At 70.1% G+C, this 14,687-nt stretch carries 11 protein-coding genes; 6 read left to right on the top strand and 5 right to left on the bottom strand.

The genetic code is table 11. The features are described from left to right. Nucleotides 1-188 precede the first annotated feature (188 nt). The 3 genes from ACZ4IF_RS26865 to ACZ4IF_RS26855 all read right to left on the bottom strand — a co-directional run bounded on the left by ACZ4IF_RS26865 (nt 189) and on the right by ACZ4IF_RS26855 (nt 3,184). Nucleotides 189-1,457: an MFS transporter gene (locus ACZ4IF_RS26865; protein WP_467567284.1), complete on the bottom strand. Its 1,269-nt coding sequence runs from the start codon at nt 1,455-1,457 to the stop codon at nt 189-191. Nucleotides 1,458-1,580: 123 nt separating this feature from the next. Beyond that, the gene (locus tag ACZ4IF_RS26860) at nt 1,581-2,135 is read right to left on the bottom strand and encodes a methylated-DNA--[protein]-cysteine S-methyltransferase (protein WP_095933576.1); all 555 of its coding nucleotides are present in this window, start codon (nt 2,133-2,135) and stop codon (nt 1,581-1,583) included. A 176-nt stretch (nt 2,136-2,311) separates the two neighbouring features. Continuing rightward, nucleotides 2,312-3,184, bottom strand: coding sequence for a glycerophosphodiester phosphodiesterase (locus ACZ4IF_RS26855; protein WP_467567189.1), 873 nt, complete (start codon nt 3,182-3,184; stop codon nt 2,312-2,314). Between the two features lie 279 nt (nt 3,185-3,463). Here ACZ4IF_RS26855 and ACZ4IF_RS26850 point away from each other — a divergent pair, with 279 nt between their 5' ends. The 6 genes from ACZ4IF_RS26850 (at nt 3,464) to ACZ4IF_RS26825 (ending at nt 12,140) form a co-directional block, all read left to right on the top strand. Next, entirely contained in the window at nt 3,464-4,330 is an 867-nt protein-coding gene (locus ACZ4IF_RS26850; RefSeq protein WP_467567185.1) for an MHYT domain-containing protein, read from the top strand. Nucleotides 4,331-4,370: 40 nt separating this feature from the next. Further along, the gene (gene uvrB, locus ACZ4IF_RS26845; protein WP_467567182.1) at nt 4,371-6,497 is read left to right on the top strand and encodes an excinuclease ABC subunit UvrB; all 2,127 of its coding nucleotides are present in this window, start codon (nt 4,371-4,373) and stop codon (nt 6,495-6,497) included. Between the two features lie 159 nt (nt 6,498-6,656). Next, a complete protein-coding gene (locus tag ACZ4IF_RS26840; protein ID WP_345655451.1) occupies nt 6,657-7,235 on the top strand; it encodes a TerD family protein in 579 nt (192 codons plus the stop codon). Between the two features lie 60 nt (nt 7,236-7,295). Further along, complete coding sequence (locus ACZ4IF_RS26835; protein WP_467567178.1) at nt 7,296-9,317, top strand: TerD family protein; 2,022 nt, start codon at nt 7,296-7,298, stop codon at nt 9,315-9,317. 298 nt (nt 9,318-9,615) lie between these two features. Next, on the top strand, nt 9,616-10,614 hold the full coding sequence (locus tag ACZ4IF_RS26830; RefSeq protein WP_467567174.1) for a TerC/Alx family metal homeostasis membrane protein: 999 nt from the start codon (nt 9,616-9,618) through the stop codon (nt 10,612-10,614). Between the two features lie 425 nt (nt 10,615-11,039). After that, complete coding sequence (locus ACZ4IF_RS26825) at nt 11,040-12,140, top strand: calcium:cation antiporter (RefSeq protein ID WP_359500528.1); 1,101 nt, start codon at nt 11,040-11,042, stop codon at nt 12,138-12,140. 31 nt (nt 12,141-12,171) lie between these two features. Here ACZ4IF_RS26825 and ACZ4IF_RS26820 read toward each other — a convergent pair whose 3' ends face one another. Further along, nucleotides 12,172-13,473 (bottom strand): MFS transporter, encoded by a 1,302-nt coding sequence (locus ACZ4IF_RS26820; protein WP_467567170.1) that lies wholly within the window; start codon nt 13,471-13,473, stop codon nt 12,172-12,174. A gap of 119 nt (nt 13,474-13,592) precedes the next feature. Next, a complete protein-coding gene (locus tag ACZ4IF_RS26815) occupies nt 13,593-14,639 on the bottom strand; it encodes a S66 family peptidase (protein ID WP_467567167.1) in 1,047 nt (348 codons plus the stop codon). Nucleotides 14,640-14,687 lie beyond the last annotated feature (48 nt).

Below are 14,687 nucleotides of genomic sequence, written 5' to 3'. Positions count from 1 at the left end.
CCGCGAAGGCCTCTGGCCTCGAAGGCTTCAAAGTCCTCGCAGCTCTTGAAGCCCCTGCAGCCCTGAACCCCTGAACTTCTGAAGCGACGAGGTCCAGAGGCCCGACGAAGTCGAGAAGCCCGACGAAGTCAAGAGGCCTTGCACAGCTGAAGGCCTCTGAGGGGCTCGACCGCGTCCGCCGGTCCGGCTCATCGACCGCGGCGGTTCCGGGTGAACAGCGCCAGGCCACCCAACGGCATCAGCAGACAGGCGGCGGCGAGGTTCAGCCAGCCGTAGCCCGCCTGCGCGGCGACGACTCCGGCGGTCGCTCCGCCCAGACCGGCCGCCGTGTTCATGGTCAGATCGGACAGCCCTTGGGCCGCGGCCCGTGCCGCCTGCGGCACGGAGTCCGTGAGGAGCGCGGAGCCCGACACGAGCGCGGAGGACCAGCCGAGACCGAGCAGGAACAGCCCCACCGCGGTCTGCCCGTGGTGGGCACCCGCCGTACCCGCGAGCAGCGTCGCCGCCGCCAGCAGGGCCACCGCGAGCGCTATCCCGGACAGCCGGCCGAGCCGGTCCGAGAGTCGCCCCATCAGCGGCGAGAACGCGTACATGCCCGCGATGTGTCCGCTGATCACCAGCCCGATCAGATCGATGCTCGCCCCGTGGTGCCCGAGGTCCACAGGGGTCATCGACATGACCGAGACCATGGCCGTGTGCGCGACAGCCACGGTCACGAGTGCCAGCCTGGCCCGCGGCGAGGCCGCGACGGCGGCGAAACCGGCCCGCAGCGAGCGTGCGTCGGCCGACCGCTCCTCGGCCGGTGCGAGCGCCCTGGCGGTCAGCAGCGGATCGGGCCGCAGCAGTACGGCCACCAGCAGCGCCGACACGAGGAACACCCCGGACGCCCACAGGAACGGTCCCGCCGCCTCGGGGATCCCGAGTCCCGAGACGCTGCGTCCGGCGGGCGCGGCGATGTTGGGGCCCAGCACCGCCCCGATCGTCGTCGCCCACACCACGTTCGAGATGGCGCGGGCCCGCATCGTGGGTTCGGCCAGGTCGGCGGCGGCGAACCGCGCCTGCAGATTCGCCGAGGAGGCCGCGCCGAAACCCGCCATGCCGATCAGCAGCAGCGGGAAGCTTCCGATGCTCGCGGCGACCACGACGACGGCCGCGCCCGCCGCACCGATGAGATACCCCAGCACAAGTCCCGGCCGCCGTCCTCGCGCCGTCATCAGCGCCGCCAGCGGCACCGAGAGCACCGCCGTACCGGTCACGGTCGCGGTCGGCGCCAGTCCGGACAGCGACTCGGTGCCGCTGACCTGCTGGGCCAGTACGGTGGCGAGCGCGATGCCGGTGGCGACGCCGAGCCCGCCGAGGATCTGGCCTGCGATCAGTACGGCGGTGATGCGGCGGCGCAGCGCGGGTATCGCCTCGGCATCGACGGAGATGCCCGCCCGCCGCTCGACGGACGTCACGCGGGACACCGGGGCACGACGGAACAGGACGCGGTACGGGTTCTGGTCACCGGCGCAGTGTCCCAGCTCGCACCCCTGTACGGACATCCGCTGGACGTCCCCCGGTCAGCGGCGGTGCCGGCGTCAGAAGAGCGGCTCCGGCAGCACGCCTTCCAGCGCGAGCAGTTTCCGCTTGGTCTCCAGGCCGCCGCCGAACCCGCCGATGCCGCCGTCGCTCTCGACCACCCGGTGGCAGGGCACCACGACCGGCAGCGGATTCGAGCCCATGGCCACGCCCACGGCCTGCGCCGCACCCGGCTGGCCGACCCGTCCGGCCAGGTCGCCGTAGCCCACGACCGAGCCGTACGGCACGCCCGACGCGAGCTCGCGCAGCACCTGACGGTTGAACCCGGAGATCAGGGACCAGTCGAGCGGCAGCTCGAAGTCGTGCCGCTCGCCCGCGAAGTACGCCGAGACCTGGCGTATCGCCTCCGCGAGCAGGGGGGACCCAGGTGCTTCGACGGGGTCGGTGCCCAGCCGGGACGCGAGCCGGTCGAGGGCCTTGTCGCGCACCGTGTCCGTGGCGTGGAACACGACGTTCACCAGGCCGTCGCGTGTCGCCGCGAGCAGCAGGGGACCGATGTCCGTGCCGACGACGGTCCACACGACCTGTTGCCCGTACTGCCCGTGGCTGTCCATGGGCACCACCGTACGGCGAGCCACTGACAATGCCGGTCGCGCGGACGGGCCTCCCGTGGTGCGGACCCCGGTGCGCGTCCGCACCACGGGCGGGGCAGCCGTGGAGCCCGGGGCGGCAGAGCGGCCGCGGGGCCCCGGGGGAGGAGGCCGCCGCGCCGTCTGGACGGGGAAGCCCCCTAGTCGTCCACCGCCTTCTGGATCACGTCGGGAGCGTTGGTGATGATCCCGTCGACGTCGAAACCCACCACCCGCCGGGCGCCGTCCTCGTCGTTCACGGTCCACGCGAAGGCCTTCATCGGCGTGCCGTGCGGTCCGTGGAACGCGTGGACCGCCGAGACGTAGCCGGAGGAGAGCGTGGTGTGATCAGAGTTGATCTGGTCGGCGAACCGCGCGTACCGCGGTAGCTGCGCCACCGACGGCGTGCCCAGGAAGGCCGTGCGGACGTCCGGGCGCAGGTCGTGCACCGTTCGCACACTGGCGGCGCTGAAGCTCTGCACGATCAGCCGGCCCGTGACATGCGCCCGGTCGAGCCAGCCCTCGTTGCTCAGCAGCTTGAGGGTCTCCCGTTCGATGCCCGGGTAGAGCTGGGGGTTCTTGATCTCCAGGACGAGCTTTTGATGGTTGTGCGCGACGCGCTTCATGTACTGCGTGAGCGTCGGCACGCGCGCGCCCGCGTACCGGGAGCCGAACCAGCTCCCGGCGTCCAGGCGGGCGATCTCGGCCGCGGTGAAGTCGCGGACGTTCCAGGGAGCTCTGTCCGGGTAGAGCTCCTCGACATCGGTCGTGCGCGCCAGGCCCGCGTCGTGGAGGACGACGAGTTTGCCGTCCTTCGTGCGCTGGACGTCGTTCTCGACCCAGTCGAACCCCAGGTCCGCGGCCTTGTCGATGGCGGCCAGGGTGTTCTCGGGAGCATAGGCGGAGGCGCCGCGGTGGGATACGACGACCGGACCGGTCCCCTGGGACCCGGCGCGCGCGTGCGGGCTGGGCAGTATCACGGCGGCGCCTCCAAGAAACGCGGCGGTCGTGGCGGCGGCTACGCGCGCATACATGCGTCCTCCTCAGCGTCGTGTGATCACGGACAGCACAAGAGTGACAGCAGAGAGTCGATGAAGGTGGTGTGTGAGGTGGCCACAAATTGAATGGAGTTGCCCAAGTCCGCACACTGGCGCCGCACAGGTGCGGCGAGGCCGTGATTCTTTGCCGGAAAATCGTTCGACCATTCCGGTGGGAGTCATACTCTTCGCCTCGGCCCAGTCCGCTCGTGCGGTCCTCCGGGTGGGGAATTTCAGGGCTTTTCAGGAGCAATACGGCGGGGAGGGCATCCGCGCATGCAGGGCACGGTCGACGGCTTCACTTACGGACTCGTCACACCGCTGGTGGCCTACCTCATGGCCTGCCTGGGCGGAGCGCTCGGACTTCGCTGCACCACCAGATCGATGCTGGTCGCCCGCTCCTGGCGGGCCGGCTGGCTCGCCCTCGGCTCGGCAGCGATCGGCTCCGGCATCTGGACCATGCACTTCATCGCGATGATGGGATTCAGCGTCGAGCAGACGCCGGTCCACTACGACAGACCGACGACGTTCGCGAGTCTGGGCGTTGCCATCGTGATGGTGGGCATCGGGATCTTCATCGTCGGCTACCGCGGTGCCAGTGGGGCGGCGCTCTTCACGGGAGGCACGATCACCGGCCTCGGCGTGGCCTCGATGCACTATCTCGGCATGGCGGGAATGCGTCTGAACGGGAAACTCGAATACAACACCCTCACCGTCTCCGCCTCCGTCGTGATAGCCGTAGTCGCTGCCACAGCCGCCCTGTGGGCGGCGGGACAGGTCCGGGGATTTCTCTGGAGCGTGGGCGCGAGCCTCGTGATGGGACTGGCAGTGACCGGCATGCACTACACGGGCATGGCGGCCCTCAGCGTCCATCTCCATGGCACATCCAGCAGTCCCGGCGGGGACTCGGCCGCGGCCCTGCTCGCGCCCATGATGATCGGCCCGCTGGCCTTCCTGTGCCTCGCGGGCGTCGTCGTGATGTTCGATCCACTGATGGTCATGGGCAAGCCCGACTGGACTCCCGCGGAGAACCGGCCGGGTGTCCCGGCCCACACCGCGGTGCGGCGCACCGGCGGCCGGCCCCCGGCCCGTCGCGGGCGGGTCCGCGCACAGCGCAGGTCGCGCACTCCGCAGAACTGGTGATCGGACCCCGTTGTCAGTGCGGGGTCGTACGGTGGATTCCATGCGGCCCGTATCCAAGATCGAACGTTCGGTGGCGCCCTTCGAGGTCGTCAGCCCCTACCAGCCGAATGGCGACCAGCCCACGGCCATCGCCGAGCTGGAGAAGCGCATCCGCGCAGGCGAGAAGGACGTCGTCCTCCTGGGCGCCACCGGCACGGGCAAGTCCGCCACCACGGCCTGGATGATCGAGAAGCTCCAGCGCCCCACCCTGGTGATGGCTCCGAACAAGACCCTGGCCGCCCAGCTGGCGAACGAGTTCCGCGAACTCCTCCCGAACAACGCGGTCGAGTACTTCGTCTCGTACTACGACTACTACCAGCCCGAGGCGTACGTCCCGCAGTCGGACACCTACATCGAGAAGGACTCCTCGATCAACGAGGAGGTGGAGCGCCTGCGCCACTCCGCGACCAACTCGCTGCTGACCCGCCGTGACGTCGTCGTGGTGGCCTCGGTCTCCTGCATCTACGGCCTCGGTACGCCTCAGGAGTACGTGGACCGCATGGTCGCGCTCAAGGTGGGCGACGAGATCGACCGGGACGACCTGCTGCGCCGCTTCGTCGACATCCAGTACACACGCAATGACGTGGCGTTCGCCCGGGGCACCTTCCGGGTCCGCGGCGACACCATCGAGATCTTCCCCGTGTACGAGGAGCTCGCGGTCCGCATCGAGATGTTCGGTGACGAGATCGAGGCCCTGTCCACGCTGCACCCGCTCACCGGCGAGGTCATCAGCGACGACGACCAGCTCTACGTGTTCCCCGCCTCGCACTACGTGGCGGGTCCCGAGCGCATGGAGCGCGCGGTCAACGACATCGAGAAGGAGCTGGAGGAGCGCCTCGCCGAGCTGGAGAAGCAGGGCAAGCTCCTGGAGGCCCAGCGCCTGCGCATGCGCACCACGTACGACATCGAGATGCTCCGCCAGATCGGCTCCTGCTCCGGCGTGGAGAACTACTCGATGCACTTCGACGGCCGTGAGCCCGGCTCCCCGCCCAACACGCTGCTGGACTACTTCCCGGACGACTTCCTGCTCGTCATCGACGAGTCGCATGTGACCGTGCCCCAGATCGGTGCCATGTACGAGGGCGACGCCTCCCGCAAGCGCACGCTCGTGGACCACGGTTTCCGGCTTCCGTCAGCCCTGGACAACCGCCCCCTGAAGTGGGAAGAGTTCCAGGAGCGCATCGGGCAGACGGTGTACCTCTCGGCGACCCCGGGGCAGTACGAGCTCTCCCGTTCGGACGGCCAGGTCGAGCAGATCATCCGGCCCACCGGCCTCGTCGACCCGGAGGTCGTGGTCAAGCCCACCGAAGGGCAGATCGACGACCTGGTGCACGAGATCCGCACGCGTGTCGAGAAGGACGAGCGCGTCCTGGTCACCACGCTCACCAAGAAGATGGCCGAGGACCTCACCGACTACTTCCTGGAGCTCGGCATCCACGTGCGCTATCTGCACAGCGACGTCGACACCCTGCGCCGTGTCGAGTTGCTGCGCGAGCTGCGCGCGGGAGAGTACGACGTCCTCGTCGGCATCAACCTGCTCCGTGAGGGGCTCGACCTGCCCGAGGTCTCCCTGGTGGCGATCCTCGACGCCGACAAGGAGGGCTTCCTGCGCTCCGGCACCTCACTGATCCAGACGATCGGCCGCGCGGCGCGCAACGTGTCCGGTCAGGTCCACATGTACGCCGACAAGATCACCCCGGCGATGGAGAAGGCCATCGACGAGACCAACCGTCGCCGGGAGAAGCAGGTCGCCTACAACAAGGAGAGGGGCATCGACCCGCAGCCCCTCCGCAAGAAGATCAACGACATCGTGGCGCAGATCGCCCGCGAGGACGTCGACACGGAGCAACTGCTCGGCTCCGGCTACCGCAAGTCGAAGGACGGCAAGGGCGCCAAGGCCCCGGTCCCCGCGCTCGGAAAGTCCGCCAAGGCGGCCAAGGGCAAGGCCAAGGAGACGGTGCCCACGGACCGGCCCGCGGCGGAACTCACCGAGCAGATCGAGGAGCTGACGGAGCGCATGCGTGCCGCGGCCGCCGACCTCCAGTTCGAGATCGCGGCCCGACTGCGCGACGAGGTCTCCGAGATGAAGAAGGAGCTGCGGCAGATGAAGGAAGCGGGCCTGGCCTGACGCTCCCGCCGAGGCGCCGGATCTCGGGACATGCGCACTGTGTTGCAAGACCGACACAAAGTGCGTCCCAGGGTTCGGCGCTGTCGGTGCCCCTGCGTAGTGTTCTGGTCATCCGCGGACTCCGCGGCAACAGGGGACAGTTCGAGAGGGGATCAGCGCGTGACGGTCAACATGACCAAGGGTCAGGCCATCAGTCTGCAGAAGAACGACGGGGGCACGCTGACCGCGGTGCGCATGGGCCTCGGCTGGCAGGCCGCTCCGAGGCGCGGCCTGTTCGGTTCGCGCACCCGGGAGATCGACCTCGACGCGTCCGCCGTGCTGTTCGCGGACAAGCAGCCCGTCGACGTGGTGTTCTTCCGTCACCTCGTCAGCGACGACGGCTCCGTACGGCACACGGGTGACAACCTGGTCGGTGGCGCGGGCCAGGGCGGCGACGACGAGTCGATCCTCGTCGACCTGCAGCGCGTCCCGGTCCACATCGACCAGATCGTCTTCACCGTGAACTCCTTCACGGGCCAGACCTTCCAGGAAGTGCAGAACGCGTTCTGCCGTCTGGTCGACGAGACCAACGGCCAGGAGCTCGCCCGCTACACGCTCGCGGGCGGCGGTCAGTACACGGCCCAGATCATGGCGAAGGTGCACCGCGCCGGCGCCGGCTGGCAGATGACGGCCCTGGGTACGCCGGCCAACGGCCGCACGTTCCAGGACCTGATGCCGGCGATCCTGCCGCACCTGTAGGCCACGCGCCCACACCGCACGAAGCGATACAGCGACATAGCGACACAGGGGGACAAGGCGATGACGGCCGAGCTGGTCCGGGGGCAGAACCACCCGCTCTCCCAGGTCCGTCTCGAGGTCCGGATCTCGGCCGGTAAACCGGTCGTGGCCGGGGCCACGCTCAGCGACGAGCAGGGCAAGATCCGCGGCGTCGAGTGGGTGGCCCACCCGGGCGCGCCCACACTGCCGGGGCTGGAGGTCTCCAAGCAGGCGGCGGCCGATCACCGCCTGGCATTCGACCTCGACGCGCTGCCGGAGCACGTGCACCGGGTCAGTGTGCTGCTCGCACTGCCGTCCGGGGTCGGCGGCCCGGTCCGGTTCGGCGCCGTCGCCGCCCCCTTCGTCGCGGTCACCGGCCTCGACGGCGCGGAAGTCGCCAGCTACACCGTCACCGGCCTGGACGCCGAGTCCGCCGTCGTCGCCCTGGAGCTCTACCGCAGGCAGGGCGCCTGGAAGGTACGCGCGGTCGGCCAGGGGTACGCGGGCGGCCTCGCCGAACTCCTCGCCGACCAGGGCCTTCCCGAGGCCCAGCAGCTCGCCGGAAGCATCAATGAAGCGGTGGCGCGCGGAATGGCCCGCTCGGTCGCCGCGCCCCCGCCGCGTACGGCGGACGCGGACCGGTCGCGGCAGGCGGCCAGTTCGGCGCCCGGAGCCGACCAGCCTTACCCGGGACCGCAGGGCGCCCCGGGGACCGTCACGCCACCGCAGTCCCCGTACGACACCCCTGGTCCGCAGGGGGGTGCGACGCCGGGGCAGGCCTACCCGGGCGGCACCACACCGTCCGACCCTTCCGCCGTCACCCAGCCGTCCGCCTCGGTCGGCGGCGGGATCAACTACACCCACCCCGGCCGGCAGACCGCGGCACCGCCCCCGCCCGCGCCGACGGCGCCACCGGCCGAGCCCGGCCGTCCCGCCCAGCCCGTCGCGGGCGACGCGACCGGCTGGTCCATGGACGAGCGGCTCTACAACCAGGTGTGGGGCATGTTCGAGGACCTCGCCCGCACCACCGCCGCCTACCGCAGCGCCGTCGACTTCGCCGACTCCCGTATGGAGAAGGAACTCGACCAGGTGCTGTCCGACCCGCGCAGCCGGATCGGCGGGCAGGGCGACGCGGCCCGTGAGGCGGCGCGCGCCAGGCACGCCCAGCTGGTCGACCAGGCCCGCGAGGCGCTCGACCGGGATCTCGCCCAGCTCGTCGCCGAGTCCGAGGTCGTCGAGCCCGCGCTCCCCCCGGCGTACGCACGCTGGGACAACCCTGTCTGGCACGGCTACCGGGTGCCGATGGAGATCCCCATGGCCCTGCGCCTGGGCGATCTCAGCCTGCCCGAGAGCGAACGCCTGAGCATCCCGATGCTCCTGCGACTGCCGCTGGAGCGCGGCCTGTGGATCGACAGTGGCCGCACCTCCGCGGACGGCGGCCTCGCCGACGCCGACGAGCTGCGCCGCCTGGCGATGGACACGGCCGTCGCGCATGCCGCGCGGCTGCTCGCCGTGTATCCCGCCGGTGAGTTCACGGTGCACGTCATCGATCCGGCCGGTTCCGGAGCGTCCTCTCTGGCACCCCTGACACAGTCCGGGGTGCTCGACGTGCCGCCCGCTGTCGGCGCCGCCGGGGTCTCCGAGGTACTGGCCCGGCTCACCCAGCGTGTCGACCTCGTGCAGATGGCGATCCGTGGCGGAGCGTCCGACTCGCTGCCGCCCGGGTTCGACACCGCCGAGCAGCTGCTGATCGTCAACGACTTCCCGCACGGGTTCGACGACCGTGCCGTGACCCAGCTGCGCTATCTCGCGGACGAGGGCCCGGCCGTCGGGGTGCACCTGATGATGGTGGCCGACCGGGAGGACGCAGCCGCCTACGGGCCGCTGCTCGACCCGCTCTGGCGTTCGCTGCTGCGGCTCACGCCGGTGGCCGACGACCACCTCGCCGACCCCTGGGTGGAGCACGCCTGGACGTACGAGCCCACGCTCGTCCCGCCGGGCAGCCAGGTGCTCCAGCAGGTGCTGGCCCAGGTGGCTGCTGCGCGGCGTCCGTGGAACCGATGATCACGAGCAGGGCCGAGCTCCCGGAGTGTGCCAAGTAACGGTAAAGCCCCTCTGAGCTGGGGATTTGGCTCTCCTTTTACCAATCGCTTTACCTTTCCTTGGTGGTTGGGTACTCTCGTTCGTACGGAGGGGAGTACTCCCTACCTATGGCGACGTGCCCGTCAATACGGATCAGGCCAGATCCCGGGGCGTCGGCCCGCGTACACCGGGCGCATCACGCGCCCCGGCCGTCCCGGGTGGAAGAGACCTCCGGCAGCGACGACGCTGAGACCTGCCGTTACGTACTGCCGGAGGCGCAGTGGATGTTTCCCTGACCCTGTGGGTCCTGACGATCGTGGGCCTCGCCGCCCTCATCGCGGTCGACTTCTTCATCGGCCGCAAACCGCACGACGTGTCGATCAAGGAAGCCGGAATCTGGACGATCGTCTGGATCGCCCTGGCCGGCCTCTTCGGACTCGGCCTGCTCGTCTTCTCCGGTGGCCAGCCCGCCGGAGAGTTCTTCGCCGGCTTCATCACCGAGAAGTCGCTGAGCGTCGACAACCTCTTCGTCTTCGTGCTGATCATGGCGAAGTTCGCGGTGCCCTCGCAGTACCAGCAGCGCGTGCTCCTCGTCGGTGTGCTCATCGCCCTCGTCCTGCGCGCGATATTCATCGCCGCGGGTGCCGCGATCCTCGCGAGCTTCGCCTGGGTCTTCTACATCTTCGGCGCGTTCCTCATCTACACCGCCTGGAAGCTGATCCAGGAGGCCAGGGCCGAGGAGGAGGACGAGGAGTTCGAGGAGAACCGCCTGCTGAAGGCGGCCGAGCGGCGCTTCGGCGTGGCCGACCGGTACCACGGCACCAAGCTGTGGATCCAGCAGAACGGCAAGCGCGTCATGACGCCGATGCTCGTCGTCATGCTGGCGATCGGCACCACCGACGTGCTCTTCGCCCTCGACTCGATCCCCGCGATCTTCGGCCTCACCCAGGACCCGTACATCGTGTTCACGGCCAACGCGTTCGCGCTGATGGGTCTGCGACAGCTGTACTTCCTCATCGGCGGGCTGCTCAAGAAACTCGTCCACCTGAGCTACGGCCTGTCGGTCATCCTCGGCTTCATCGGCGTCAAGCTCGTCCTGCACGCGCTGCACGAGTCCGGCGTCCACGTCCCCGAGATCTCCATTCCGGTCTCCCTCGGCGTGATCTGCGCGGTCCTGGTGGTCACCACGATCACCAGCCTGATGGCGTCCAGGAAGCAGGCGGCGCGCGACGAGGAGGAGAGCGCCGGGGACAACAGCCCGAAGAGCGTCGACGTCTGACGGCGTCGACTGCGCGAACAGCCTCCGGGAGCGGCGTGCGGCGAGGAGCCGACCACCGCTCCCGGAGCATGTCCGGGCGCAGCGACGGACGGCCCTGAGATCCGCTCCTCGCGACCCGTCCGGAGGAGCACACCCATGACGTCGACCAGGCACGCCGGCCACGGCCGCGAGCGCACCGACCCCACGGAGCCCCGAACACACCACACGACACCGAACGACCAGGACGGCACGGCGACGACCCGAAGGCCCACAGGACCGCCGTCCGCCCACCGAACGCGACACACGGGAGATGACAGATGCGACACACGGGACACGACCGAGCAGACCTGGCGGCCGATCCCGGAAGCGAATCGTCCTCCATGGCAGCGGAACGGACACCGGACGACCGGAGTGCGGGCCCCACGAAGGACTGCGACGATCGCAGCATGATCGATCGGCTCCGGTCACCCCTCACGCAGTGGACGGCCATCGTGCCCATGCTCGCGGTGGTCCTGCTGGTCTTCACCTGGGGACGCGACGTGCCCGGCGCGGTGGTCGTCCTGGTGACGCTGGTGCTCGCCGGAGCCGTGCTGGCAGCCGTCCACCACGCCGAGGTGGTGGCCCACCGGGTCGGCGAACCCTTCGGTTCCCTGGTGCTCGCCGTCGCCGTCACGATCATCGAAGTGGCCCTGATCGTCACCCTCATGGCGGACGGCGGCGACAAGAGCGCGACGCTGGCCCGCGACACGGTGTTCGCGGCCGTGATGATCACCTGCAACGGCATCGTCGGTCTCTGTCTGCTCGTCGCCTCCCTGCGCCACGGGCTCGCCGTCTTCAACGCCGAAGGCACCGGAGCGGCCCTCGCCACCGTCGCGACGCTCGCCACACTCAGCCTCGTTCTGCCGACCTTCACCACCAGCAAGCCGGGCCCCGAATTCTCCTCGGCCCAGCTCACCTTCGCCGCCCTGTCCTCACTCGTCCTCTACGGCCTGTTCGTCGCGACCCAGACCGTGCGGCACCGCGACTACTTCCTGCCGATCACCCGGCAGGGCGAGGTCATCCACGCGGACGCCCACGCGGACGCCCCCTCCGGTCGTACGGCGGCGCTCAGCCTGGGACTGCTGGCCCTGGCCCTCGTCGGTGTGGTCGGACTCGCCAAGGGCGTGTCGCCCACCATCGAGTCCGGGGTGGAGGCGGCCGGCATGCCGGCCGCCGTGGTCGGTGTGATCATCGCACTGCTCGTCCTGCTGCCCGAGACCATCGCCGCACTCCGGTCGGCGCGCCGCGACCGGGTGCAGACCAGCCTGAACCTCGCTCTCGGCTCCGCGATGGCCAGCATCGGACTGACCATTCCCGCCGTCGCCCTCGCGTCCATCTGGCTCTCCGGACCGCTCGTCCTCGGACTCGGCGCCACGCACATGGTGCTGCTCGCGCTCACCGTCGTGGTGAGCTCCCTGACCGTGGTTCCGGGCCGCGCGACCCCGCTCCAGGGCGGTGTTCATCTGGTGCTGTTCGCGGCCTATCTGGAACTCGCGGTCAACCCCTGAGCGCGGCTCGCACCAGGGACGGCACCGGCCCTCAGTCGGCCGCTTGCACGACCGCAAGGCGTGGCACCGTCCGGGTCTCCGGGAGCAGCGCGAAGCATCCCAGACTGAGCAGCGCGATCCCGGTCAGATACGCGGCCACGCCCCAGGGGACGCCTGGTCCGCTCGCCACCGCGGTCGCCACGATGGGCGTGAGCGCGCCACCGAGAACCCCGCCCAGGTTGTAGCCCACGGCGGCGCCCGTGCAGCGCACGCGTGGCTCGTACAACTCCGGCAGATACGCGGCGATGACGGCGAACATCGTGATGAACGCGATCAGGGCCACCAGGAAGCCGGCGAACATCAGCAGCGGTTCGCCGGTCGACAGCAGGGCGACCATGGGGAACATCCACAGCGTGGCGGCCGTGCAGCCCACCAGACACAGGGGGCGCCTGCCGAACCGGTCCCCGAGCAGGGCCATCACCGGTGTCAGACATCCTTTGACCACCACCGCGGCCATGATGCAGGTCAGCATGACGGTACGGCTCACGCCCAGTCGCTCGACGCCGTACGCGAGCGCCCACGTCGTCACCGCGTAGAACACCGCGTAGCCGACCGCGAGTCCGCCGGCCGTCAGCAGCACCAGCCGCCAGTGGTCGCGCGCCACCTCGGCGAGCGGCACGCGCGCGTGGTCCCGCATCTCCAGGAACTGCGGGCTCTCCGCCAGCGAACCGCGCAGCCACAGCCCCGCCGCCGCGAGCACGCCCGCGGCCCAGAACGGCACCCGCCACCCCCACGCGGCGAACTGCGCGTCGGACAGCGTCGCCGACAGTGCCAGCATCACGCCGTTGGCCAGCACGAACCCGAGCGACGGGCCGACCTGCGGGAAGCTCGACCACAGACCTCGCCGCTCGGCGGGCGCGTGCTCGGCGGTCAGCAGAACCGCCCCGCCCCACTCGCCGCCCAGGCCAAGGCCCTGGAGGAAACGCAGCACGAGGAGGAGTACCGGAGCGGTCACGCCGATGTGTTCGTACGTCGGCACACACCCCACCGCGACGGTCGCCGTACCGGTCAGCAGCAGTGAGGCGACCAGGACGGGACGCCGCCCGCGCCGGTCCCCGAGATGCCCGAAGAGCACCGAGCCGAGCGGCCGGGCGACGAACCCGACACCGAACGTCGCGAAGGCCGCCAGCGTCCCCGCCAGCGGTGAGAACGTCGGGAAGAACAGCGGCCCCAGGACCAGAGCGGCCGCCGTCCCGTACACGAAGAAGTCGTAGAACTCGATTGCGGTCCCGGCGAGCGAGGCGGCCGCGAGCCGCAGCATGGAAGGCGCCCTTACGGTGCGTACGTCGTGCATGCCGCGTCAACTACCCAGGGTGACGGGCGGTTACGGGGGCGTGCGGGTGCTCTCCTCGGTGTCGGCCTACGTGTCCGGCGCACTGCGGCCGCGTCGGTCGCGACCGTCGTGCGCCCGCGTCAGTACGTCACGGTGATGCGCCGGGCCGGGCCGTCCACCCGGACCGTGCCCCCGTAGGGGATGACGATCTGCGGATCGGTGTGCCCGAGGTCCACGTCGAACACGACCATCGTGTCGGGCGCGTACTGGTCGACGGCCCGCAGCACCGCCTCGCGCTGCTCCCGTGTGTAACGGGCCTTGGCGTCGGCGTCGTTGGGCTGCTCGAACGACCAGGCCTTCGCACGGCCCATCAGCAGCGCCGGGAAGCGTCGCAGCAGACCGCGCTCGCCCATGCTGCGCAGGATCCAGAAGACGTCGTCCGCCTTCGGCATGTCCTCCGAGGTCTCGAGGAACAGCACATGGCCCTCGTACACGGCGGGATCGCGGGCGATCTCCCGGTCGGCCATCAGCAGCCAGGAGAGGATCTCGATGTTGCCGCCCCAGGAGCGGCCCTCGACGATCCGGTCCGGGCGGTGCCACGTCCAGCCGCCGCCCGGTTCCGACGCGGGTTCGGACTCGAACGTCGCGGGGTCCTCCCAGGGACCGTTGACGTCACCGAACCGGTCGGTGGGACGCACCTCGTACGGTCCCGAGGTGAACAGCGCGGCGCGGAGGGACTCCGCGGTCAGCGGGTGCATCGCGACCGGACGGCCGAGCTCGCACATCACGCTGCCGCCGTGGTAGCCGACGATTCCGGCGTTCCACAAGTAGGCGAGCAGGTTGGTGTTGTCGCTGTATCCGAGGAAGGGCTTCGGATGCGCGCGGATCAACTCCCGGTCCAGCAGCGGCAGCACGGTGATCTGGTCCGCACCGCCGATGGACGAGACCACGGCCTTGACCGACGGATCCGCGAACGCCGCGTGGATGTCGTCGGCGCGCTGCTGCGGCGTCGCCCCCATCTTGCGGGTGGTCGGATACTCGACCGGTTCCAGGCCGTACTCCGTGCGCAGTCGCTCCAGGCCCAGCTCGTAGGGGCGCGGGAAGAGTTCCGGCAGGCCCGCGGAGGGGGAGAGCACGGCGACGCGGTCGCCGGGCGAGGGCTTGGGGGGATAGCGGGGCGTCGTCATGACCGGAGGGTACGGGCCGTCGACGCTTCGTCGCACCGTGATAAACCG

The organism is Streptomyces sp. NPDC025784, assembly GCF_055558435.1.
Note: the sequence above shows the minus strand (reverse complement) of the source record. Positions and strands in the feature narration are given on the sequence as shown.

Excerpts from the sequence above, each read along its gene's own strand:
- ACZ4IF_RS26850 (WP_467567185.1), top strand. The coding sequence starts at position 3,464 with ATGCAGGGCACGGTCGACGGCTTCACTTACGGACTCGTCACACCGCTG.
- ACZ4IF_RS26855 (WP_467567189.1), bottom strand. The coding sequence starts at position 3,184 with ATGTATGCGCGCGTAGCCGCCGCCACGACCGCCGCGTTTCTTGGAGGC.
- ACZ4IF_RS26825 (WP_359500528.1), top strand. The coding sequence starts at position 11,040 with ATGATCGATCGGCTCCGGTCACCCCTCACGCAGTGGACGGCCATCGTG.
- ACZ4IF_RS26860 (WP_095933576.1), bottom strand. The coding sequence starts at position 2,135 with ATGGACAGCCACGGGCAGTACGGGCAACAGGTCGTGTGGACCGTCGTC.
- uvrB (WP_467567182.1), top strand. The coding sequence starts at position 4,371 with ATGCGGCCCGTATCCAAGATCGAACGTTCGGTGGCGCCCTTCGAGGTC.
- ACZ4IF_RS26835 (WP_467567178.1), top strand. The coding sequence starts at position 7,296 with ATGACGGCCGAGCTGGTCCGGGGGCAGAACCACCCGCTCTCCCAGGTC.
- ACZ4IF_RS26820 (WP_467567170.1), bottom strand. The coding sequence starts at position 13,473 with ATGCACGACGTACGCACCGTAAGGGCGCCTTCCATGCTGCGGCTCGCG.
- ACZ4IF_RS26815 (WP_467567167.1), bottom strand. The coding sequence starts at position 14,639 with ATGACGACGCCCCGCTATCCCCCCAAGCCCTCGCCCGGCGACCGCGTC.